Origin of the sequence: Pseudomonas tumuqii (genome assembly GCF_013184545.1) — a bacterium.
GTDB lineage: Bacteria > Pseudomonadota > Gammaproteobacteria > Pseudomonadales > Pseudomonadaceae > Aquipseudomonas > Aquipseudomonas tumuqii.
In genome coordinates this window covers 268,143-289,390 of record NZ_JAAOJA010000005.1, presented here as the reverse complement: position 1 = coordinate 289,390, position 21,248 = coordinate 268,143, and the positions used below count along the sequence as shown (strand labels likewise).

20 protein-coding genes and 1 pseudogene are annotated in these 21,248 nt (G+C 65.5%); 9 read left to right on the top strand and 12 right to left on the bottom strand.

Annotated elements, in window-relative coordinates; genetic code table 11:
- Window positions 1-166 precede the first annotated feature (166 nt).
- The 5 genes and pseudogenes from G9C89_RS12245 (at window position 167) to G9C89_RS12230 (ending at window position 5,608) form a co-directional block, all read left to right on the top strand.
- Window positions 167-490 carry a hypothetical protein gene (locus G9C89_RS12245; protein WP_172148241.1) on the top strand — a complete coding sequence of 108 codons (324 nt, stop codon included), beginning with the start codon at window positions 167-169 and terminating at the stop codon, window positions 488-490.
- A gap of 141 nt (window positions 491-631) precedes the next feature.
- Window positions 632-2,878, top strand: coding sequence for an EAL domain-containing protein (locus tag G9C89_RS12240; protein ID WP_172148239.1), 2,247 nt, complete (start codon window positions 632-634; stop codon window positions 2,876-2,878).
- Between the two features lie 28 nt (window positions 2,879-2,906).
- Window positions 2,907-3,614 (top strand): annotated as a pseudogene (locus G9C89_RS25525) (PAS domain-containing protein); the annotation flags it as partial.
- Between the two features lie 162 nt (window positions 3,615-3,776).
- Window positions 3,777-4,496 (top strand): methyl-accepting chemotaxis protein, encoded by a 720-nt coding sequence (locus G9C89_RS25520; RefSeq protein ID WP_390623799.1) that lies wholly within the window; start codon window positions 3,777-3,779, stop codon window positions 4,494-4,496.
- Between the two features lie 77 nt (window positions 4,497-4,573).
- On the top strand, window positions 4,574-5,608 hold the full coding sequence (locus G9C89_RS12230) for a DUF5924 family protein (RefSeq protein WP_172148235.1): 1,035 nt from the start codon (window positions 4,574-4,576) through the stop codon (window positions 5,606-5,608).
- Between the two features lie 209 nt (window positions 5,609-5,817).
- Here the strand turns inward: G9C89_RS12230 and G9C89_RS12225 are convergent, their stop codons facing one another.
- The 5 genes from G9C89_RS12225 to G9C89_RS12205 form a co-directional block, all read right to left on the bottom strand.
- Window positions 5,818-7,047, bottom strand: a complete 1,230-nt coding sequence (locus tag G9C89_RS12225) for a nucleoside recognition domain-containing protein (protein WP_172148233.1) — start codon at window positions 7,045-7,047, stop codon at window positions 5,818-5,820.
- 179 nt (window positions 7,048-7,226) lie between these two features.
- Window positions 7,227-7,391, bottom strand: a complete 165-nt coding sequence (locus tag G9C89_RS12220) for a DUF1328 domain-containing protein (RefSeq protein ID WP_013789335.1) — start codon at window positions 7,389-7,391, stop codon at window positions 7,227-7,229.
- Window positions 7,385-7,675, bottom strand: coding sequence for a hypothetical protein (locus tag G9C89_RS12215; protein WP_172148231.1), 291 nt, complete (start codon window positions 7,673-7,675; stop codon window positions 7,385-7,387). The genes G9C89_RS12220 and G9C89_RS12215 overlap by 7 nt, the downstream gene beginning before the upstream one ends.
- A 2-nt stretch (window positions 7,676-7,677) precedes the next feature.
- On the bottom strand, window positions 7,678-8,118 hold the full coding sequence (locus G9C89_RS12210; protein ID WP_172148229.1) for a hypothetical protein: 441 nt from the start codon (window positions 8,116-8,118) through the stop codon (window positions 7,678-7,680).
- 159 nt (window positions 8,119-8,277) lie between these two features.
- Window positions 8,278-9,114, bottom strand: coding sequence for a BON domain-containing protein (locus G9C89_RS12205; protein ID WP_172148227.1), 837 nt, complete (start codon window positions 9,112-9,114; stop codon window positions 8,278-8,280).
- 232 nt (window positions 9,115-9,346) lie between these two features.
- On the opposite strand from G9C89_RS12205, the gene algB reads away from it, so the two are divergent.
- Both algB and G9C89_RS12195 read left to right on the top strand, forming a co-directional pair.
- A complete protein-coding gene (gene algB / locus G9C89_RS12200; RefSeq protein ID WP_172148225.1) occupies window positions 9,347-10,690 on the top strand; it encodes a sigma-54-dependent response regulator transcription factor AlgB in 1,344 nt (447 codons plus the stop codon).
- On the top strand, window positions 10,687-12,462 hold the full coding sequence (locus G9C89_RS12195) for an ATP-binding protein (protein WP_315852813.1): 1,776 nt from the start codon (window positions 10,687-10,689) through the stop codon (window positions 12,460-12,462). The genes algB and G9C89_RS12195 overlap by 4 nt, the downstream gene beginning before the upstream one ends.
- Window positions 12,463-12,470: 8 nt before the next feature.
- Here the strand turns inward: G9C89_RS12195 and G9C89_RS12190 are convergent, their stop codons facing one another.
- The gene (locus G9C89_RS12190; RefSeq protein ID WP_172148223.1) at window positions 12,471-13,247 is read right to left on the bottom strand and encodes an N-acetylmuramoyl-L-alanine amidase; all 777 of its coding nucleotides are present in this window, start codon (window positions 13,245-13,247) and stop codon (window positions 12,471-12,473) included.
- Entirely contained in the window at window positions 13,244-13,837 is a 594-nt protein-coding gene (locus G9C89_RS12185; RefSeq protein WP_172148221.1) for a MarC family protein, read from the bottom strand. Before G9C89_RS12185 ends, G9C89_RS12190 begins: the two co-directional genes overlap by 4 nt.
- A 237-nt stretch (window positions 13,838-14,074) precedes the next feature.
- Between G9C89_RS12185 and G9C89_RS12180 the strand changes: the two genes are divergently transcribed.
- Complete coding sequence (locus tag G9C89_RS12180; RefSeq protein WP_172148219.1) at window positions 14,075-15,493, top strand: DASH family cryptochrome; 1,419 nt, start codon at window positions 14,075-14,077, stop codon at window positions 15,491-15,493.
- Window positions 15,494-15,501: 8 nt separating this feature from the next.
- On the opposite strand, the gene G9C89_RS12175 is transcribed toward G9C89_RS12180, so the two are convergent.
- The 5 genes from G9C89_RS12175 to G9C89_RS12155 all read right to left on the bottom strand — a co-directional run bounded on the left by G9C89_RS12175 (window position 15,502) and on the right by G9C89_RS12155 (window position 20,166).
- Window positions 15,502-17,373 (bottom strand): GGDEF domain-containing protein, encoded by a 1,872-nt coding sequence (locus tag G9C89_RS12175; RefSeq protein WP_172148217.1) that lies wholly within the window; start codon window positions 17,371-17,373, stop codon window positions 15,502-15,504.
- Entirely contained in the window at window positions 17,370-18,251 is an 882-nt protein-coding gene (locus G9C89_RS12170; RefSeq protein ID WP_172148206.1) for an endonuclease/exonuclease/phosphatase family protein, read from the bottom strand. Before G9C89_RS12170 ends, G9C89_RS12175 begins: the two co-directional genes overlap by 4 nt.
- Window positions 18,252-18,273: 22 nt before the next feature.
- Window positions 18,274-18,900, bottom strand: coding sequence for a thiol:disulfide interchange protein DsbA/DsbL (locus tag G9C89_RS12165; protein WP_172148204.1), 627 nt, complete (start codon window positions 18,898-18,900; stop codon window positions 18,274-18,276).
- A 323-nt stretch (window positions 18,901-19,223) separates the two neighbouring features.
- Window positions 19,224-19,829: a c-type cytochrome gene (locus G9C89_RS12160; RefSeq protein WP_172148202.1), complete on the bottom strand. Its 606-nt coding sequence runs from the start codon at window positions 19,827-19,829 to the stop codon at window positions 19,224-19,226.
- A 46-nt stretch (window positions 19,830-19,875) separates the two neighbouring features.
- The gene (locus tag G9C89_RS12155; RefSeq protein ID WP_172148200.1) at window positions 19,876-20,166 is read right to left on the bottom strand and encodes a c-type cytochrome; all 291 of its coding nucleotides are present in this window, start codon (window positions 20,164-20,166) and stop codon (window positions 19,876-19,878) included.
- A gap of 249 nt (window positions 20,167-20,415) precedes the next feature.
- On the opposite strand from G9C89_RS12155, the gene yihA reads away from it, so the two are divergent.
- Window positions 20,416-21,069 carry a ribosome biogenesis GTP-binding protein YihA/YsxC gene (yihA, locus tag G9C89_RS12150; RefSeq protein ID WP_172148198.1) on the top strand — a complete coding sequence of 218 codons (654 nt, stop codon included), beginning with the start codon at window positions 20,416-20,418 and terminating at the stop codon, window positions 21,067-21,069.
- Window positions 21,070-21,248: the final 179 nt, after the last annotated feature.

Below are 21,248 nucleotides of genomic sequence, written 5' to 3'. Positions count from 1 at the left end.
CGGAAGCGAGAAAGTCTAACCGTTCAGACAGAATTTGCACGGTGCAATGCGCTTTTGCCAGGTAATCGGCTGGCCACGTGCAAGCCCACGCGACACTGACCCCAGTCAATAGCCGCGGCGGCCAGGCGCGCTAGCCTTAGTGGCAATTCGCCATCGAGTTGTCACCATGAACCAGACCAGCCTGCTCGTGATCCTGCCCAAAGCGCAATGCGTCAGCCGGGTGCGGCAATTGCTGCAGGCCCAGGCGCCGGGCTGCGAAGTACTCGGCCAGCCGAGCGACTGCAGTCAGGCCGCACGCTGTCGCTGGCTGCAGGCGCTGCCGCCACCCCAGGCCGGTGCCGTACAGGCCCTGCTCAGCGATGCCATCGAGGTGCTGGAGCAGACCCGGCATGCCTTCAAGTCGGCGCAACTGGCGCAGCTGCGTAAACGCCTGAGCCGCATGCTGGAGGACTTGTCGGACAATCCCGAATCGGGTAAAACCACACTTTAGTAGTGGTTTTCGCTCCGGCGCAAACCAGCTTTGCCGGGCAGGGCATATGGACCTGCAAGACAGAGCGCCGAGGCGAGTCATTTGCTGCAGATGACTCGCCTCGGCGCTTTTTTTTGCGCCGCGAAATGAAAAGGACTCGCCATGGGCAACGAACAAGAATTCCAGGACCTGCTCCAGCGCGTCGGCCTCGACCGCGAAGAAATCAGCCAGCGCCTGCGCTTTCTCGACTGGAGCGCCGCCGATGTCGAGCAGCTCGGGCGCCACAGCGCAGGGCTACAGCCGGCCCACGCCGGCTTCCTCGAGCAGCTCTACCAGCGCCTCGGCGAGTTTCCGGCGACCGCCGCCATCGTCAACGACCCGGCCACCATCAGCCGCCTCAAGCACAGCCAGGGCGACTACTACCAGCGCCTGTGGAATGGCCCTTACGACCGCGACTACGTGCTCGATCGCCTGCGTATCGGCTGGATCCACCAGAAGATCGGCGTCGACCTCAAGTGGTACCTGGGCGCCTACCGCCTCTACCTGCATGAGATGCTCGACGGCCTGCTCGGCGCGCACCCGGCCAGCACCGCTTTCGCCAGCCTGCTGAAGGCGGTGTTCTTCGACATCGGCCTAGCCCTGGACACCTACAGCGCCGCGCAACGCAAGGCCCTGGAAGACAGCGAGGCGCGCTTCGCCCGCGCCCTGCGCGGCGCCAACGACGGACTCTGGGACTGGCACGTCGACCACGACCAGCTGTACCTCTCCGAGCGCTGGGCGAGCATGCTCGAGCTGCACCGCGACCAGCTCGGCAGCGGCAGCGCCGGCTGGTTCGCCCGCGTCCACCCGGATGACCTCGGCGGCCTGCGCCGGGCCATCGACGCCCACCTGCAAGGCAGCACCCCTTCGCTGCACCACGAGTACCGCATCCGCAGACACAACGGCAGTTACCTGTGGGTGCTGGTGCGTGGCGTGGCCGAGCGGATCGGCCAGGACCAGCGGCGCATGGCCGGCTCGCAGACCGACATCAGCCAGCACCGCGCCGCCCAGGAACAACTGCAGCATGCCGCCCGCCACGACCCGCTCACCGGCCTGGCCAACCGCGACCGCCTGGCCGAGCTGCTGGCCCAGGCCCTGCAGCGCCAGGGCCGGGCGGGCGCGCGCGAGGCGGCCCTGCTGTTCATCGACCTGGACCGTTTCAAGCTGATCAACGACAGCCTCGGCCACCACATCGGTGACCACGTGCTGGTCGAAGTGGCGCGGCGCCTCGGCCAATGCCTGCGCCCCGGCGATCACCTGATCCGCTTCGGCGGCGACGAGTTCGTGGTCCTGCTCGACGATCTCGCCTGCATCGCCGACGCCGAGCGGGTGGCCCAGCGCATGCTCGACAGCCTGCAGCCGCCGCTGCAGGTGCAGGAGCACCAGCTGGTGGTCAGCATCAGCATCGGCATCGCCGCACTCAGCGAGGAAAACGCCGGCCTCGATTCGCTGCAAGCCGCCGACCTCGCCCTGTACCGCGCCAAGGCCGCCGGCAAGGCGCAGTTCGCCCGCTACAGCACCGAAATGCAGGCCCAGGCCCAGCATCAACTGGAACTGCAGAGCGCGCTGAGTCGGGCCCTGGCCAGGGACGAATTCAGCCTGGTCTATCAACCCATCTGCCAGCTGGATCAGGCCCAGCCCTACCTGGTGGCCGTGGAAGCGCTGTTGCGCTGGCAGCACAAGGGGCAGGCGGTTTCGCCGCTGGAGTTCATTCCCTGCCTGGAAGAGTCCGGGGCAATCCTGGCGGTCGGCGACTGGGTGCTGCGCCAGGCCTGCGCCCAGGTGCGCCACTGGCAACTGGCCGGGCAGACGGCGCTGCGCTGCTCGGTCAACCTGTCGAGCCGGCAACTGCAACAGGCCGACTTCGCCGCGCGGGTCGCCGATATCCTGCGCGAGAGCGGCCTGCCGCCCGCCAGCCTGGTGCTGGAGATCACCGAAAGCCAGCTGATGGAAGACAGCGCGCAGACCCTGGCCTGCCTGCGCGAACTGGCCAGCCTGGGTATCCAGCTGGCGCTGGACGATTTCGGCACCGGCTACTCCTCACTCGGCTACCTCAAACGCTTCCCGCTGCACATCCTCAAGGTCGACAAGAGCTTTATCAGCGGTACGCCCGAGGATGGCGACTCGCGGCTGATCAGCCGCGCCATCATCGGCCTGGGCCTGAGCCTTGGCCTGGAGGTGGTGGCCGAGGGCGTGGAGCGCAGCGAACACCTCGACTTCCTGCGCAGCGAAGGCTGCCGCCTGGCCCAGGGCTACTGGTTCAGCCGGCCGCGACCACCGGTCGAGCTGGAACGCCTGTTCAGCGGCGAGGACTGCTTCGAGGGCCTCTACTGCCTGTTGCAAGCGCAACCCGCGCTTTCACTCCCATAACGAGAAAACGCGAGAGAACCGTCCCCCCATGAAACTCAACCTGCCCATCAGCGGCCGTGCCAGCGCAGTCGCCGCCCACGCCAATATCCTCTCCACCACCGACCTCAAGGGCGTGCTGAGCTACGTCAACCCGGACTTCGTCGCCCTCAGTGGCTTCACCGAAGCCGAGCTGCTCGGCCACAACCACAACATCGTGCGCCACCCGGACATGCCGGCGCAGGCCTTCGCCGACCTCTGGCGCACGCTCAAGGCCGGTCGTTCGTGGATGGGCCTGGTGAAGAATCGCTGCAAGAACGGCGACCATTACTGGGTCAGCGCCTATGCCACCCCGGTGCTGCGCCATGGCCAGGTGGTGGAATACCAATCGGTGCGCACCCTGGCGCCGCCGTCGGGGGTCGCGCGCGCCGAGCAGCTGTATGGCGAGCTGCGCGCCGGGCGCAATCCGGCGCGGCTGCGGGCGCCGCGGCTGAGCCTGGCGCAGCGCCTCAGCCTGCTCGGCGCAGCGCCCGGCCTGCTCGGCGCGACGCTGCTCGGGGTCAGCGGCACACTGCCGCTGCTGCCCGCCCTCGGCGCTGCCGCACTGCTCGGCGGGCTGCTGGCCGGCGTGCTGCACCTTGGCCTGCGCCCGCTGGCGGACCTGACCCGCCAGGCCCGGGCGATTGCCGCCAACCCGCTGAGCCAACTGGTGTATACCGGGCGCAACGACTGCTTCGGCCAGATCGCCTTCGCCCTGCACAGCCTGCAGGCCGAAACCGGCGCCGTGGTCGGGCGGATTGCCGACTCGGCGCGGCAGTTGAGCGACCAGGCCGGACAGCTGGTCGCGGCGGTCGACAGCAGCAGCCAGGCGACCCTGCGGCAACAGGGCGAAACCGCTCAGGTCGCCAGCGCCATCGGCCAGATGGCCAGCAGCGTGCAGGAGGTGGCGCGGCATGCCCAGCTCAGCGCCAGCGCGGCCGGCGCCGCCGATCTGGAAACCGGCAGCGGCCTGCAGCTGGTCGAACAGACCCGCCAGTCGATCGCCGCCCTGGCCAGCGAAGTGCAGCAGAGCAGTCAGGTGATTCACCAGCTGGAGCTGCACAGCCAGGAGATCAATCGCGCCCTGGAAGTGATCCAGAGCATTGCCGAACAGACCAACCTGCTCGCCCTCAACGCCGCGATCGAAGCGGCGCGGGCCGGCGAGGCCGGGCGTGGTTTCGCCGTGGTCGCCGACGAAGTGCGCGGCCTGGCCTCGCGCACCCAGCAGTCCACCGCGGAAATCCACGCCATCATCAGCAACCTGCAGCAGGGCACCGGCAACGCCGTGGCCGCCATGAGCCGTAGCCAGCAGCAGGCCGCCGCCAGCGTTGCCCATGCGCTGCAGGCCGCCCAGGCGCTCGATGGCATCAACCAGCGGGTCAGCCAGATCAGCGACATGAACCTGCAGATCGCCGCCGCCGTCGAGCAGCAGAGCGCCGTCGGCGACGACATCCAGCGCAACCTCAGCGGCATCCGCCTGGCCAGCGAGAGCAACGTGCTGGCCGGCAGCCAGAGCCGCAGCAGCGCCAGCCAGGTCGCCGCCCTGGCCGACCGCCTGCAGGCCCTGGTCGAACATTTCTGGGGGCAGAAGCGCAATCACTGAAGCGCGGCAGACGGCGCTGGACACAGGCGTCGGGCACAAGGAGTATTCTCGGCTACTCGCCGACTTCGACCACTGCCATGAGCCTGCCCTTGCCCCTACTCGCGCGCGGAAAAATCCAGCTGCTTCGTCTGTTCGCCCTGATCCAGCGCAATCCGGGGCTGGTGGCGATCTTCGGTTTTGCCTCGGGGCTGGCGAGTTTTCTGCTGGTCGAGCGTCAGGCCGAACTGGCCCAGGTGCTGGCCACGGTGATGCTGGTCAGCTGGCTGTGGCTGATCCTGGAAAACATCCTGCGCGAGCAGATCGCCCGCTGGTTCGGCTTCGAGCTGCCGCCGCCGCTGCTGCGCTACGCGACCCAGATGATCCACCAGGAAAGCCTGTTCTTCGTCCTGCCGTTCTTCTTCATCACCACCACCTGGAACAGCGGCCAGGCGCTGTTCAGCGCCGTGCTGGCGCTGGCCGCGCTGGTCTCGATCATCGACCCGCTGTACTACAAGTGGCTGGCGCCGCGGCGCTGGCTGTTCCTCGCCTATCACACCCTGGCGCTGTTCGCGGTCATGCTCACCGCCCTGCCGATCATCTTCAAGCTGACCACCCCGCAGAGTTACCAGTTGGCCCTGGCCACTGCGGTGATCCTGTCGTTTCCCAGCCTGATCGGGATCATCACCGTGCAGCGCTGGTGGCGCGGCGTGCTGCTGGTCGGTTTGACCCTGGCGCTGGGCGCGACCGGCTGGCTGGTACGCTTCTGGGTGCCGCCGGCGACGCTGTGGCTGACCGAGGTCGCAGTGACCACTGAGTTCGATGACCGCAACCGCGCGCCGGGCACCAGGCTGAAGCAGCTCAGTGCCGCGCAATTGCGCAACCAGGGCCTGTTCGCCTACACAGCGATCAACGCGCCGCGCGGCTTGAACGAACGCATCTACCACGTCTGGCGCCACAACGGCCGGGCCGGCGAGCATATCGCCCTGGACATCCACGGTGGCCGCGAGAAAGGCTACCGCGCCTGGACCCACAAGCAGAACTTCCCCGCCGACCCGCTCGGCAACTGGCAGGTGCAGGTCATGACCGAGGCCGGGCAGATGATCGGCGTGCTGCGCTTCAAGGTAGTGGAATAGCCGGCAAACTGGACCACTACAAATTGACCATGGGAGGCGCTTTAGCGGCGCTGGCGCGCAGCGCCCTTGATCGCGACTTTCGCGGCTACGACTGCAGGGATGCAGGAGGTAGAGCGAAGCAGGATGCCCGAACCGAAAGCCCCTCCCACCAGTGTCTCGCCAGCATCGCAGTGCTCCCCTGAGCGGTCGACGCCTGGCGGCGGCGCCGGTCAGCCAAAGAACCAGTAACACACCGCAATCGCCGCCAGCACCCCGGCCAGTTCGGCCAGCAGGGCGCAGCCGACGGCGTGGCGCACGCGCTGGATGCCGACCGCACCGAAGTACACGGCGAGCACGTAGAAGGTGGTCTCGGTGCTGCCCTGCACGGTCGCCGCGACCAGCGCCGGGAAGCTATCGACGCCCTGGCTCTGCATGGTTTCGATCAGCATGGCGCGCGCCGCGCTGCCGGAGAACGGCTTGACCAGGGCAGTGGGCAGCGCCTCGACGAAGCGCGTATCCCAGCCGAACCACTCGACCAGCCAGCGGATGCCGTCGAGGCCGAACTCCAGGGCGCCAGAGGCACGCAACACACCAATCGCGCAGAGCATCGCCACCAGGTAGGGCAGCAGGCTCTTGGCCACGTCGAAGCCTTCGCGCGCGCCTTCGATGAACTGCTCGTAAACCGCCACCTTCTTCAGCGCGCCGATCACCACGAAGCTCAGGACCACGCCGAACAGGGTCAGGTTGCCGAGCAGCGACGACAGCGCTGCCAGCGCCGTGGCCGACATGCCGGCAAGCAGCGCCATGAAGCTGCCGAGCAGCAGCGCACCGGGGATCAGGTAAGCCAGCACCACCGGATCCCACAGGCGCAGGCGCTGCATCAGCGCTACCGAGAGCAGGCCGACCAGGGTCGAGGCGCTGGTGGCCAGCAGGATCGGCAGGAACACCAGGGTCGGGTCGGGCGCGCCCTGCTGTACCCGGTACATGAAGATCGACACAGGCAATAGGGTCAGCGACGAGGCGTTGAGCACCAGGAAGAGGATCTGCGCGTTGCTCGCCGTGGTGCTGCTGGGGTTGAGTTCCTGCAGCGCACGCATGGCTTTCAGGCCGATCGGGGTGGCGGCGTTGTCCAGGCCCAGGCCGTTGGCGGCGAAGTTCATGGTGATCAGGCCGAGCGCCGGATGGCCGCGCGGCACCTCCGGCATCAGCCGGGCGAATAGCGGGCCGAGCAGGCGCGCCAAGGCGTCCACCAGGCCGGCCTTCTCGGCGATGCGCAGCAGGCCGAGCCACAGGGTCAAGGTGCCGAACAGCAACACCATGACCTCGACCGACAGCTTGGCCATGGCGAACAGGCTCTCGACCATGGCGGCGAACACCGCCGGCTCGTCCCCCAGCAACCAGCGCGACAGCCCTGCCAGCGCTGCCACCACGAAAAATCCCAGCCACAAGCCGTTCAGCATCATCCACCCCCGATCAATGCGCGGATGATAGCGCGGCTCAAGGGGGTCGCGGCCAGGTTGTGCGGCCGCAGCAAGGCAATGCCCTAAATTAACCGGGCGCCGCCCTGCTCGTAGGCGTCAGCAGGCCCGCACCGCCCAACAGCAGCCAGGCGGCGACGAGCTGGCGCCATGGGTGATTGTTAGCCCCGCGGGCGGCGGCCCATGATGAATGACACGATGAACATCACCAGGAACACCACGAACAGAATCTTCGCGATACCCGTGGCAGTGCCGGCGATACCACCGAAACCCAGTACGGCAGCGACGATGGCGATGATCAGAAAAGTTATGGCCCAGCTCAACATGGCGTTTCTCCTTGGTGCGTGAGGTCTCGCAGTATTTGACTCGAATTCAATAGTCGACGTTCCAGCTCGGGCATTGCCAGTGCCTGGCCAGCGCTGCCTGGCCCGCCGCCCCGTGCGCCGCACGGCTGACGCGGCTCGACATCCACCTTCGCGCGACTGCCCCACAGCGATTGGCCGGCCAGCACCGTACCGCCGAGCATCACGCCGGACAGAGCCAGCAAAACAACCAGCAGCAGGACGATCGCGCAAAAGGCCGCCTTGCTCGCCTGCAGCGCCATGAACATGCCTAGAAGACCCAGCCGGCGTGACGCGCAGGGTCGCTCCAGACCGGCGCCAGGCTATCGCTGCTGATCTGCTGCACCCGCCGGACCGCCGTCATACCACCCGGCGCGGCGCCTGTCGGTAGGGCTGGAGTCGTCAGCACGGCACGGGGCGCAGTCACATCGGTCTCCCGACTCAGCACCAGCCCAATCAGCGCCAGCAGCAACGCGCTGCCAACCAGCAAGCACTTATCGCTTAACGCGAGATCGAAATGACGGCGACTCATCCTGAAACTCCTCCCAGGCTTGTCTGGGTTGTCCGGTGCCCGGCCGGCATGGATGCTGGCGCTGGGTGCTTGCAGCCTGACTATTGCAGCGGACGTGCGCAGTAGGCATGCCATCCATACAGAAAATAAAATCATTAAAATCAACAAGATAAAAATAAATTCAGCAACGATTACGAGCATCCGCACGATCCCTCGCCGGCCGCCGGGCGTTTTGCACGACGGTCGGGGAGAAACATCCCTGTGGCGCCAACCGGCCAGGTCGACGGCCCGAGTTCACCCCTGCGTTCGGCCGGCGCACAACCCGGACAGAACCGGGCGCTCACGCCCGGCGGGCAACCTTTAGTCCGTGATGCTCAGGTCCGCGGCTTCCACCGCCTTTACGCCGCGGATGCTGCGTGCGGTCTCGATGGCCAGTTGCTTCTCGGCCTCGCTCTTCACGCTGCCACCGAGCGTGACCTGACCGGCCTTGGTCGCCACCGAGATATTCAGGCCGTCGACGTTGCGGTTGTAGAGCAGGCTGGATTTGACCTTGCTGCTGATCCAGGCATCGCTGATCGCCGCCCCGGTATCACTCGCGACGTTCTGTGCTTTGCCCGCAGTAGTGTCGGTGGCGCTGACGCTCAGCTGGTTATGCACCTGGCGTACGCCCTCGGTATTGGCCGCCAGGCGCCCGGCCAGTTCCTTGGCCGCCGCCGTCTGGGCGCTGCCACTGAGGGTCACCACACCGTTGTCGCTGGTCACCTTGATGTCCAGGCCTTCGGTGTTGCGGTTCCACAGCAGCTTGGATTTCACCGTGGCGACCAGGGTGGCGTCATCGAAACGCTGCGCCAGGGTCGGTTCGCTGCTGACCGCCGGTTCGATCTGCGGATCGACTTTCAGCTGGTTATCGACCTTGTTCACCCCTTCGATGCCCAATGCGACCTGTTCGGCCAGATCGCGCTCGACAGCGCTTTCCACGCTGCCGGTGAGCCGCGCGCTGCCGTTCTCGACATCCACATCGATCTTGAACGGGCTGAGGTGGCGGTTGAGGGCGAACGCCGTCCAGATCGAGCCTTCCTGGCGGGCTTCAGTGAGCTGGCTGCTCAGGTCGCCCTGCTCGGCGTAGGCCGCCAGGGGCATGAAGGCGAACAGACCGGCGGTCGCGGTGGCCAGGGCCAGAGTTTTCAACTGATGCATGGCAGTACTCCTGTCGAATCCACTTAAGAGCCGCCTGTGGCAGCTCGGTATGAGTGGACTCTTGCAGAGCCTGTGCCAGCCCATTGATTTAAATTTAACCGTTATATATCAATGCCTTATTAAATATAACCAAAAGTCCAAGCATGCACTTTGCAAGATCGCCGCATACTGGTCATGCAACTTGCACGAAATCGCCGGGACTAATCCTTATATGCAGCCTCTGGAGATGGACATGGACGCAGCACAACCGGGCGGGCGCATCCTGCTGGTCGATGACGAAGCGGCGATCCTGCGCACCTTCCGTTACTGCCTGGAGGACGCCGGCCATCAGGTTGCCACGGCCAGCAGTGCCAGTCAGGCTGAAACGCTGCTGCAACGCCAGGTGTTCGACTTGTGCTTCCTCGACCTGCGCCTGGGCGAGGACAACGGCCTCGAGGTACTGGCGCAGATGCGCGTGCAGGCGCCCTGGATGCACGTGGTGATCGTCACCGCACTGTCGGCGGTGGATACCGCGGTCGACGCCATCCAGGCCGGGGCGGCGGATTACCTGGTCAAACCCTGCAGCCCCGAGCAACTGCGCGTGGCGGCGGCCAAGCAGCTGGAAATGCGCCACATGTCCACGCGCCTGGAAGCGCTGGAAGGCCAGGTGCGCAACAGCAAGCAGGATCTCGATTCGAACAACCCGGCGATGATGGCGATCCTGGAGACCGCGCGCCAAGTCGCCGCTACCGACGCCAATATCCTCATTCTCGGCGAATCCGGTACCGGCAAGGGCGAACTGGCGCAGGCCATTCATGGCTGGAGCCGGCGGGCGAAAAAATTCTGCGTGACCATCAACTGCCCCTCGCTGACCGCCGAGCTGATGGAAAGCGAGCTGTTCGGTCACAGCCGCGGCGCCTTCACCGGCGCCAGTGAAAGCACCCGCGGCCGGGTCAATCAGGCCGACGGCGGCAGCCTGTTCCTCGACGAGATCGGCGACTTCCCGCTGACCCTGCAACCCAAGCTGCTGCGTTTCATCCAGGACAAGCAATACGAGCGGGTCGGCGACCCGGTGACGCGCCAGGCCGACGTGCGCATCCTTGCCGCCACCAATCGTATGCTGGACGACATGGTCAAGGACGGTCAGTTTCGTGAAGACCTGCTCTACCGCCTCAACGTCATCACCCTCAAGCTGCCACCGCTACGCGAGCGCAGCGAAGACCTGCTAACGCTGGCCGACCGTTTCCTCGCCCGCTTCGTCAAGGAATATGCCCGCCCGGTGCGGGGCTTCAGTGACGCGGCGCGCGCGGCGTTACTGGCCTACGCCTGGCCCGGCAACATCCGCGAACTGCGCAATGTGGTCGAACGCGCCAGCATCATCTGCACCCAGCCGCTGGTCGAGGTCAGCCACCTGGGGCTCGGCGAGCAGCCGAACGGCAACGGCCTGCGCATCGGCAGCGCGATGAGCCTGGAAGAGCTGGAAAAAGCCCATATCAGCGCCGTGCTGGGCAGTAGCGAAACCCTCGACCAGGCGGCCAAAACCCTCGGCATCGATGCCTCGACCCTGTACCGCAAACGCAAGCAGTTCAACCTGTGAAGCTGCGCAGCCGGCTCTTCCTCAACAGCAGTGCGCTGATCACCGTGGCCTTGCTCGGCCTGCTGCTGGGCATGTTCAGCGTGTTGCAGCTGACCAAGACGCAAAACCAGGCGATGACCCACAACCTGAGCATTCTCGACGCCACCCTCGGCCTGCGCCTGGAGCTGAGCAAGCAGCTGATCCTGCTGTTGCCGGAAAACCTCGACCACCAGGCCTTGCAGGCCTCCGACCGGCGTTTCAACGACTGGCTCGAGCAGACCCGCGCAGGCGCTCTGGACGACCGCGACCGCCAGGCCGTGGGCGAGATCCAGCGCGCTTATGCGCTCTACGAACAGCTGTTGGATAAACCCTTGCCGGTGCGCCAGGAGATGCTTGGTTCCGCTGCCTTCGGCCAGTCGGTGGAGGCCCTGCGCGAGCGCATCAATGCCGTACAAATGCGCTACTTCGCCGCGCTGCAAAGTTCCGAACAGCGTTCGCAGGAGCGCGCCACCCTGATTGCCGCGCTGCTCGGCCTGATCGGCGTGGCCGTGCTGCTGCTCGGTTTCGTCACCGCGCACAGCATCGCCCAGCATTTCGGCCAGCCTCTCGAGGCCCTGACCCTGGCGGTCGAGCGGATCAGCCAGGGCGATTTCCAGGTCCATCTGCCGCCTTCGCCGGTCGCCGAACTGTCGTCCCTGAGCCAGCGCTTCGGGGTGATGGCCGAGTCGCTGCGGCGCTTCAAGAACAGCGAAGTCGAGACCCTGCTCACCGAGCAACGGCGCCTGCAGGCGGTACTCGACAGCATCGACGACGGCCTGCTGATTTTCGACCGCAGCGGCCTGCTCGATCACTTCAATCAGGTTGCCCAGCGCCAGCTCGGCTGGTACGACCAGCCGCGCGGCGTGAGCATCAGCCAGGCCCTGCAGCGCCCGGGGCTGGACGAGCAGTTGCAACGGGTCATGCGCGGCGAAGGCCTGGAACAGGCGCCGGAAGACCTCGAGGTCGAAGCCGACGGCGAGGTCCGCCTGCTGACCTACAGCCTGACCCCGGTCAGCCTCAGCGACGAACGGGTTCACGGTGCGGTGATGGTGCTGCACGACGTCACCGAACAGCGCGCCTTCGAGCGCGTGCGCAGCGAATTCGTGTTGCGCGCCTCGCATGAACTGCGCACCCCGGTGACCGGCATGCACATGGCCTTCGGCCTGCTGCAGGAACGCCTGCACTTCCCGCCCGAGGCGCGCGAGAGCAAGCTGCTGCACACCGTCGACGAAGAAATGCGCCGCCTGCTCCGGCTGATCAACGACCTGCTGAATTTCTCGCGCTACCAGAACGGCCTGCAACAACTCGACAGGCGCCCCTGCGACCTCGAGCAACTGCTGCAGCAGGCGCAACAGCGCTTCGCCGCCCAGGCCGCCGAGCGCGGGGTCACGCTCAGCGTCGAGGTCGGCGGCGCGCTGCCGGAGATCGATCTGGATCGCCTGCAGATCGAGCGCGCCCTCGACAACCTGCTCGGCAACGCCCTGCGCCACAGCCACGCCGACGGGCAGATCCGTCTGCTGGCACGACGTCAGGGGCAGCGGATGATCCTGGCCGTCGAAGATGATGGCGAGGGCATTCCCTACAGCCAGCAGGCGCGGGTATTCGAGCCGTTCGTCCAGGTCGGCCGCAAGACCGGCGGCGCCGGCCTCGGCCTGGCGCTGTGCAAGGAGATCGCCCAGCTGCACGGCGGGCGCATCGGCGTGCAGTCGCGACCGGGACAGGGCGCGCGCTTCTATCTGGAGCTGCCGCTCTGATTCAGGGCTCAGGGCTGGCTGTTGAGCACCAGCAGCAGCGCCGCCGTCTCGGCATCCGGCTCACCGTCGTAGCGCGCCTGACGGTACTTCATCTGGAAGGCGGCCAGCACATTGCGCGTGGCCTCATCCAGCTCGCCATGCGCGGGCACCAGATAGCCCTGACGCTGCAGTTGCTGCTGAAACCAGGCCACCGTGGGCAGGCTCTGGCTGAACGAGGCCTGCTGCTGCGCCACGGCCTGGGCGTCCGGCCAGGGCAGCAGACCGGCGTCGGCCAGGCGTTTCCAGGGGAACAGCGGCCCCGGATCGACCTTGCGCTGCGGCGCCACGTCGCTGTGCGCGAGGATGCTGCCGGGGGGTAGCTGATGGCGGCGCACGATGTCCTTGAGCAGCTCGATCAGCGCGTCGATCTGCGCCGGGGCATAGGGTTGCCAGTAGCGTCCGGCAGGGCCCTCGTAATAGCCCTGGTTGACCAGCTCGATACCGATCGAGGTGCTATTGAGCCAAGTGCGCCCCTGCCACTGGCTGTCACCGGCATGCCAGGCACGGCGGTTTTCATCGACCAGGCGGTAGATGGTCGGCGGTGCAGCGCCGATCAGGTAATGGCTGCTGACTTCTTCCTCGGTCAGCAGGCGCAAGGAGCGCGGCAGATCGGTCGAGGTGTAGTGCAGGATGATGTACTGCACCCGGCTGTTCTGGCCGATCGCCGTGTAACGGCTGTCGATCCGCGGACCGCTGGCACAGCCGGCGAGCAGGGTGAGCAACAGGGCAAGACAAAGGGCTCTCATGGGCGGATATGCAACACGCTTTGCAGGTTATCCAGCAGCATGTCGACGCTGAGCATGATCAACAGCATACCCATCAGTCGCTCCACTGCGGTCAACCCGCGTGGGCCGAGGAAACGCTGCAGGAACGAGGCCTGCAACAGGATAAAGGCGGTCGCCGCCCACGCCAGGATGACGGCCAGGTAGAGTTCCCAGAGCGGCCCTTCATGGGTATTGCGCAGGGTCATCAGCACCGCCAGCGCCGAGGGCCCGGCCACCGCCGGGGTGGCCAGCGGCACCAGCATCGGCTCACCGTCCGGTACATCGCCGAGCACGCCCTGCGGGCCGGGAAAGATCAGGCGCATGGCAATCACGAACAGGATGATACCGCCGGCAATCGCGGTTGCCTCGCGCGATAGGCCGAGGGCGCTGAGTACTTTGTCACCAAAGGTAAGGAACAGCAGGAGCAAGGCCAGGGCACAGAGCAACTCGCGCCCCGCTATCCACAGCCGGCGCCTGGGCGCGACGTTCTTCAGCGCGGCGATAAAGATGGCGATATTGCCGAACGGGTCGGTCACCAGAAAGATCAACACCGCGATACCGAAAATGTCCATGCAGCACTCCTCGACAGGTCGCGACAGTCTAATGTTGTAGTAGGCATGAGAGCTTGTGAAAAAACTCTCGCCTACTGCGGTCGCCTGCAAACGCCCGCTGCGGCGTTCAATATTTTCACAACCTCTGAGTCTGTCGGCAAAACGCCTGCGTGAGGCGAATCGGCGGCAGTTGCACACTCGTTGCGCCATTATCTGTGACCCGGCCATTTTGCCAGACCGCCGCTCGAGGAACCCACCATGCGCGCACTGCTGTGGTTCAAACAGGATCTGCGCCTCGACGATCACCCGGCCTTGCAGGCCGGACTGAATGCCGAGTGCCTGCTGCCGGTGTTCGTCTTCGATCCAGCGCAGTTGCAGACTTGCGCCTTCGGCACCCGCCGGCTCGGCGTGCACCGGGCGCGCTTTCTCCTCGAGAGTCTGGTAGCGCTGGATGGCGCGTTGCGCCAGCGCGGCTCGCACCTGCTGGTTCTGCCGGGCGCGCCAGAGCAGGTGATCCCCCGGCTGGTCAGCCAGCTCGGCCTGGACCGGGTGCTGACCCTGGAGGAGATCGCCCCCGACGAACGCACGCAACTCGCCCGCGTGCAAGACGCGCTGGCCGGCGTCGCCCTGTTGCAAGCACCCGGCAACAACCTGTTGCACGCGGATGAGCTGCCCTGCGCCCTCGAACAGCTGCCGCATGTGTTTAGCCAGTTCAAGAATCTGCTCGAGGAACGCCTGCACGTGTTCCAGCCCCGCCCCGCGCCCCACCGGCTGCCGCCCTTGCCGGACGGCGCGCAGGCGCTACTGCAAGTGCTGCCCAGCCTGTCCCGGCTGGGCCTGGGCGAGCCGCTCAGTGTGCCGGCCAGCGCCTTCCCGTTCTCCGGCGGCGAAACCGCGGCGCAGGCACGCCTGCGCGATTACCTGTGGAACAGCCTGGGCGTGCGCCACTACAAAGACACGCGCAACGGCATGATCGGCAGTGAGTACTCGTCGAAATTCTCGCCCTGGCTGGCCAACGGCAGCCTCTCGGCGCGGCGGGTGGTGGCCGAATTACGCCGTCATGAGGCGCAATACGGGCGCAACGACTCAACCTATTGCTTGTGGCTGGAGCTGCTCTGGCGCGACTTCTTTCGCTGGACCCTGCTTCGCCACGGCAGCGCGCTGTTCAAGGCGGGCGGCCTGAAAGCCACGGAGCATGCCCCGCAACGCCTCGATCAAGGCTTCGAACGCTGGTGCCAGGGTCGTACCGGCATGCCGCTGGTGGACGCCAATATGCGCGAACTGGCCGCTACCGGCTTCATGTCCAGCCGCGGCCGGCAAGTGGTCGCCAGTTACCTGATCAACGACTTGCAACAGGATTGGCGATACGGCGCCGCCTGGTTCGAGGAACACCTGATCGACTACGACCCGGCGAGCAACTGGGGCAATTGGGCCTATCTCGCCGGGGCCGGCTCTGACCCGCGGCACAAGCGCACCTTCAACGCCCTGCGTCAGGCCCGCCAATACGACCCGGACGCCACCTACGTCAGTCTCTGGCTGCCGGAACTGCGCCATGTGCCCGAGCATTTGCGCCACACGCCGTTCCTGCTCTCGCCACGGCAACTGGAGGCGCTCAACTACCCGCGCCTGGAACAGATTCCCGAGACCTGGCGGCCCTATCTGCCCCGGGCGGCCTGAGGCCTTGCTCAGCCCACCTCGACGCAGTTGCGGCCACCGCGCTTGGCCCGGTACAGGGCCTGGTCGGCGCGCTCGAAGACCTGCTCGCCGCGCTCGGCGCTGGCGAAGGCACTGATCCCGGCCGACAGGGTAATAGTCACCCGCTCACCCCTGAAGTGAAACGGGCAGGCTTCGATGCCGGCACGCAGGGTTTCCAACAGTTGCAGGCCGCCGGCCAGGGGGGTCGCCGGGATCAACAGAGCGAACTCCTCACCGCCGAAGCGGGCGATGAAGTCGGTCTTGCGCAGGCGCTTGTGCAGTTCGCCGGCGATGATTTTCAGCACCTTGTCGCCGGCCAGGTGGCCGTACTCGTCGTTGATCCGCTTGAAGTGGTCGATGTCGACCACCGACAGCAGCAGTTCGCCGCCGTAGCGCTGCCAGCGCGCCAACTCCAGCGCCAGGCGCTCGTTCCAGGCCGCGCGATTGGGCAGGCCGGTGAGCGGATCGAGCAAGGCTTTCTGCCGTTGCTCTTCCAGGTGCTGACGGAAGCCCTTGGCTTCCTGCTCCATGTTCGCCACTCGTTCGACCAGGATTTGCAGGCGTCCGGCTACCAGGTGCTCACGCTCGTCACGCTGGCGCTGGTATTGCTCCATGGTACCCAGCAAACCGTTCAGGCGGTTCTCCACCAGCCCCTTGAGGCTGTGCAGCTCGGTTGCCTGCTGCACGCTGCTGTGCAGACCGTCGACCTGCTGGCGCAGTTCGCTATCCAGTTCGCGCGCGGCGCTGAGCGAATCGGCGTAGCCATCGTGGGCGTCTTGCAAGCCGCCCTGAAACGTCGCCAGACGCTCATTGAGCTGCTTGAGGTAACCCTCGAATTCACGCTGGCCGACATCGGCGATGGCCAGCATCAGCACGGCCAGATCGTCCAGCACCGGCACCAGCTCATACATATTCAGCCCGGCCAGAATCCGCTCGCGCAGCAGGTCGGCCTGGTCCTGGTGGCGCTCCGGCAAGGCCAACTCATCCAGCAGGCCGAGCAGGGTTGTCTCGACATGCTTGGCGATGGCGCTGTAACCGGGCTCTGGCGGCGCCGGCAGGGCGTACTCGGGATCGGCAGGTGCGAGGGGTTCTTCCGCGGAGCCCGGCTGTGCCGCCGGCGGTAACAGGCCGGCAGGTAGCGGCAGGCTGTCGAGCACGCTTGCCGGCGCAACCGGGGCCGGCACGTGGACGGCGTTCGCCGCGATCTGGCTGGCGGCAACTGCCGTTGCTTCGCCCACGGGGCGAACGGGCGCCGGCTCCGCCAAGGCCACTAGCGCCGGCTGCAGCGGCTGTGGCAGCGGCACGGATGCGGCCGCGGCCGCCTGCTCATGGATGGCCGTGGCGCGACCGGCGAACAGGCGCTGGAGCAAGCCCGGACGCTCGACCTGCTCGTGCCCCAGCACTGTCAGCGCCTGTTGCTGCAGGGCACTCAACTCGGCCAGCAGCAGCGGCAGCTCGCGCACCTGCTCGGCCCGGCTAGCGAGCTGCTTGGCATAGTCTTTCAGCGGCTTGCGCACTTCGCGTGGCAGATCCAGTTCGAGCAACTGATCAACCAACGCCACCAGCGCAGTGGCAACCTGCCCGACCCGCTGCTGGCGCCGCTGTTCGGAGTCCAGCACGGTTTTTTCCAGACGCGGAATCAGCGCCGAGAGTCCCGCATCCATATCGTCGCGGCGCAAGATCTCGCGCAGATCCTGCATGCACTGATCGACCGCTTTATCGGCCCCCTCGGCCGCCAGGCTGCTGCGCACCAGGCCCCGGCGCAGCAGATCGACCCGGGCATCCCAGCGCCGTTCGAGGACTTCCTGCTGTTCGAGGCCGGCCAGGTACTTGTCTTTCCAGCGCCGGGCGTCGTTGTTCATTGTGCATCGTCGCGGGCGGGCAGGCCCGACCCAGCCGGCTGCAGGCCGCCCAACGCCTGGGGCAGACGAATTTCCACGGCCACCGGCAGGTGATCGGAGATCGGCAGGGCCAGCACCTCGAAGCGCTCCAGCGCCAGGCCGGGGCTGAGCAGGATATGGTCGAGGCAGCGCTGCGGCCGCCAGCTGGGGAACGTCGCTTCGATCTGCGGCGCCACCAGGCCAAGGTCGCGCAAGGGCGAACTCAGCAGCAGGTCGCTGGCGTGGGTGTTCATGTCGCCCATCAGGATCTGATGCCGGTAGCCGCCGATCAATTCGCGGATATAGGCCAACTGGCGGGTGCGGGTCCGCACCCCGAGCGCCAGGTGCATCATCACCACCACGATGGCGTCCTCGCCGTCGCCAATTTGCAGCAGCATCGCGCCGCGGCCGCGCGGGCCAGGCAGCGGGTGATCCTCCAGCAGGCTTGGGCGCAGCCGGCTGAGTACGCCATTGCTGTGCTGGGCCAGGCGGCCCAGGTTGCGATTGAGCTGCTGGTACCAGTAGGGAAAGGCACCGAGGTGGGCCAGGTGTTCGACCTGGTTGACGTAGCCGGACCGCAGGCTGCCGCCATCGACTTCCTGCAGGGCAACCAGGTCGTAATCCGCCAGCAGATCGCCGATGCGTTGCAGATTGCCGGCGCGGCCGTTGTGCGGCAGCAGGTGCTGCCAGCTGCGCGTCAGGTAGTGATGGTAGCGCTGGGTGTTGATGCCGACCTGGATATTGAAGCTGAGCAGGCGCAGGCGCCCGCCGCAGGGCCAATCGCCGGCCGCAGTGCACTGCGGGTTGACCTGTGGATCACACAGGCCAACCTGGCGGCTGCTCGACCAACGACGCAGCATGCTCGGCGCTCGTGGCGGCCGCCTACTGCGCGGCGCGCTCTTTATCGATCAGGTAATCGGCCACCTGCAGGGCCTGCTTGGCACCGCCGGCGCTGCCGATGTCGAAGCGGTACTTGCCGTTGACGACCATCACCGGCACACCGTTGATCTGGTAGGCCATGGCCAGTTTCTTGGCCTTTTCCATCTGGCTCTTCACGCCGAAGGAATTGTAGGTCTTGAGAAAGGTGTCCTTGTCGACCCCCTGGGTGGCGAGGTATTCGGCCATTTCTTCTGCCGTCGCCAGCTTCTTGCCTTGCTTGTGGATGGCGTCGAATACGGCGGCATGCACCGCAGGCTCCACCTTCAGCGCTTGCAGGGTGATGAAGCCCTGACCATGGACGTTCCACAGGCCACCGAACAAGGCCGGGATGCGCACGAAATTGACGTCTTCCGGCAACTGCTCGACCCACGGATTGATGGTCGACTCGAACTGATAGCAATGCCCACAGCCGTACCAGAACAACTCGACCACCTCGATCTGCCCGGGCTTGGCTACCGGCACCGGGCTGGCGAGTTCGACATAGTTCTTGCCCGCTTCGGGTTCTGCCTGAACAGCCAGCGCGAACAGGCTGCTGATGGCCAGGGCGGCGCCGAGGATCAGTTTACGCATGGGGTACTCCTTGCTTGGATGTTAAGGGCCTGTCAATAAATAACTACGACCTCTTGCTGGTCTTTTCGTCCGCCTTCGGCGTTACAGCAAAGCTTACATAGAACGACTATGCGCGCCTTGCCGTGCCTTGAAGGCAAACGAAAATCCGGCGCAATACGTAGCAGTTATTTCTTTCCATGACCTAAGCGTCGCCCAGCGACGAGTCGGAAATCAGACTCTGCGCTGCGGGCCAGGTTCCAGCCATTGTAGCGGGCTGACAAACGAAAAAGGGTGGCCGCAGCCACCCTTTTCTTTGCAGGTTCTTACATCACCCGCGGCAAGGCTCAGTGCAGGCCCTGGATGAAGCTGGATACCGCTTCGATATCCTTGTTGCTCAGCTTGGCGGCGATGCCGCGCATGATCATGCTGTCGCCGTCGTTGGTCCGATTGCCTTCACGGAAATCGGTCAACTGCTTGGCCACATAACCGGCATGCTGGCCACCGATTTGCGGGAAGCCGGCAGCGTCGAGACCCGCACCATCGGGCGAATGGCAACCGGTGCAGGCGGGCATGCCTTCGTTCAACTTGCCGCCACGGAACAGTGCTTCACCGCGCGCGACCAGTTTCGGGTCGGCGGCGCCCACGCTCATCTTCTGGCTGGCGTAATACGCGGAAATATCGGCCAGATCCTGGTCGCTGAGGCTATCCAGCAGACCGGTCATTTCCACCACAGGCCGAGTACCCGACTTGATGTCGTTCAGTTGCTTGAGCAGGTAACGCTCGCCCTGACCGGCCAGTTTCGGGAAGTTCGGGGCAGCACTGTTGCCATCGGCACCGTGGCAAGCGCCACACACGACGACCTTGCCCTGACCGGCGGCAGCGTCACCAGCGGCCTGGGCCAAACCGGTGATGCCCAGGGTCAACAGCAGACTCACGAGTATTTTATTCATCAACTAATCCAACTACGGCTAAGAGAGAAAGAGTTATGGGCCGGATTTACTCGGTCATCCACTGTATGACGGCTTGGTAATCCTCGGCGGTGCAGTCCATGCACAAGCCACGCGGTGGCATGGCATTCAAACCATTGGTGACGCTCTGTACCAGCACGTCCATGCCTTTGGCCAAGCGAGGTTCCCAAGCAGCCTTGTCGCCTTTTTGCGGCGCCGTCGGCAGCTGGCCGTTATGGCAAGCGCCACAGGTACGAGCGTAGACAGCCTCGGGATCCTGGGCGGCATGGCTATTGAACGACAACATCAACACACCAGCGGCAAGCAGCATTTTTTTCATCAGATCGACCTCATCAGGGAGGAGGGAACGTGCTGCTTCTAAGGGCAGAGGTTCTCAATCGTTCCCATGAACACTTATCCTGCGAGTGGGACAAAGCGCACACAAAATCTGCGGCATTATATACTGGCGTCACTGAAACGGAAACGACGCCGCTTGCCGCGCCGCGTGGCGCCCGGCAGGATGTGCGCAAATGTCGCAAGGGCTGCGCACCTGCAATTTCCATTATGCCCGCCCTCACCGGATACCCTGATGCAAGCTAAGAACCCCATTATCGGCCTGTGCCAACAAGCCACCTTTCAGATCAGCGCCGCCAAGGTCGACCAATGTCCGGACGATCTGGGCCACGAAGTCGCCTTCGCCGGCCGCTCCAACGCCGGCAAGTCCAGCGCGCTGAACACCCTGACCCACGCCAGCCTGGCGCGCACCTCGAAAACTCCGGGGCGCACCCAGTTGCTCAACTTCTTCCGCCTGGACGATGACCGGCGCCTGGTCGACCTGCCGGGTTACGGCTACGCAAAAGTACCGATTCCCCTGAAGCTGCACTGGCAGAAGCACCTGGAAGCCTATCTGGGCAGCCGCGAAAGCCTGCGCGGGCTGATGCTGATGATGGACATTCGTCACCCGCTGACCGAGTTCGACATCCTGATGCTGGACTGGTCGACGGCCAGCGAGATGCCCATGCACATCCTCCTGACCAAGGCCGACAAGCTGGCCTTCGGCGCCGCCAAGACCGCGCTGCTCAAGGTGCAGCAGGACATCCGCAAGCGCTGGGGCGACCGGGTGAGCATCCAGCTGTTTTCCGCGCCCAAGCGCCAGGGCATCGAAGAAGCCCAGGCGGTGCTGGCCGAATGGCTGCAATTGGGTGAGTTCGCGCTGCCAGACGATGAGGAAGCCGAGGCCTGATTCGGCGCCGGGTACTTTCCGCCGGACAAAAAAAACCCCGAGCCTCATATGGGGAGAGAGAAGCTCGGGATCTAAAGGTCTGAACCGCTAGGGCGGGGTTCAGATATCTGCCAACACTTAACACAACAAGGAGCATCGAACGGCTTTCTGGGCCATTCGTAGACTCTGACTGCCGGTGC

What these genes read in the sequence shown, in the direction of transcription:
- G9C89_RS12245 (WP_172148241.1), top strand. Translation starts at nt 167, where the DNA reads ATGAACCAGACCAGCCTGCTCGTGATCCTGCCCAAAGCGCAATGCGTC.
- G9C89_RS12210 (WP_172148229.1), bottom strand. Translation starts at nt 8,118, where the DNA reads ATGCTCGTAATCGTTGCTGAATTTATTTTTATCTTGTTGATTTTAATG.
- G9C89_RS12155 (WP_172148200.1), bottom strand. Translation starts at nt 20,166, where the DNA reads ATGAAAAAAATGCTGCTTGCCGCTGGTGTGTTGATGTTGTCGTTCAAT.
- yihA (WP_172148198.1), top strand. Translation starts at nt 20,416, where the DNA reads ATGCAAGCTAAGAACCCCATTATCGGCCTGTGCCAACAAGCCACCTTT.
- G9C89_RS12230 (WP_172148235.1), top strand. Translation starts at nt 4,574, where the DNA reads ATGAGCCTGCCCTTGCCCCTACTCGCGCGCGGAAAAATCCAGCTGCTT.
- G9C89_RS12205 (WP_172148227.1), bottom strand. Translation starts at nt 9,114, where the DNA reads ATGCATCAGTTGAAAACTCTGGCCCTGGCCACCGCGACCGCCGGTCTG.
- G9C89_RS25520 (WP_390623799.1), top strand. Translation starts at nt 3,777, where the DNA reads ATGGCCAGCAGCGTGCAGGAGGTGGCGCGGCATGCCCAGCTCAGCGCC.
- algB (WP_172148225.1), top strand. Translation starts at nt 9,347, where the DNA reads ATGGACGCAGCACAACCGGGCGGGCGCATCCTGCTGGTCGATGACGAA.
- G9C89_RS12225 (WP_172148233.1), bottom strand. Translation starts at nt 7,047, where the DNA reads ATGCTGAACGGCTTGTGGCTGGGATTTTTCGTGGTGGCAGCGCTGGCA.
- G9C89_RS12180 (WP_172148219.1), top strand. Translation starts at nt 14,075, where the DNA reads ATGCGCGCACTGCTGTGGTTCAAACAGGATCTGCGCCTCGACGATCAC.
- G9C89_RS12190 (WP_172148223.1), bottom strand. Translation starts at nt 13,247, where the DNA reads ATGAGAGCCCTTTGTCTTGCCCTGTTGCTCACCCTGCTCGCCGGCTGT.
- G9C89_RS12215 (WP_172148231.1), bottom strand. Translation starts at nt 7,675, where the DNA reads ATGTTCATGGCGCTGCAGGCGAGCAAGGCGGCCTTTTGCGCGATCGTC.
- G9C89_RS12160 (WP_172148202.1), bottom strand. Translation starts at nt 19,829, where the DNA reads ATGAATAAAATACTCGTGAGTCTGCTGTTGACCCTGGGCATCACCGGT.
- G9C89_RS12240 (WP_172148239.1), top strand. Translation starts at nt 632, where the DNA reads ATGGGCAACGAACAAGAATTCCAGGACCTGCTCCAGCGCGTCGGCCTC.
- G9C89_RS12220 (WP_013789335.1), bottom strand. Translation starts at nt 7,391, where the DNA reads ATGTTGAGCTGGGCCATAACTTTTCTGATCATCGCCATCGTCGCTGCC.
- G9C89_RS12175 (WP_172148217.1), bottom strand. Translation starts at nt 17,373, where the DNA reads ATGAACAACGACGCCCGGCGCTGGAAAGACAAGTACCTGGCCGGCCTC.
- G9C89_RS12185 (WP_172148221.1), bottom strand. Translation starts at nt 13,837, where the DNA reads ATGGACATTTTCGGTATCGCGGTGTTGATCTTTCTGGTGACCGACCCG.
- G9C89_RS12170 (WP_172148206.1), bottom strand. Translation starts at nt 18,251, where the DNA reads ATGCTGCGTCGTTGGTCGAGCAGCCGCCAGGTTGGCCTGTGTGATCCA.
- G9C89_RS12165 (WP_172148204.1), bottom strand. Translation starts at nt 18,900, where the DNA reads ATGCGTAAACTGATCCTCGGCGCCGCCCTGGCCATCAGCAGCCTGTTC.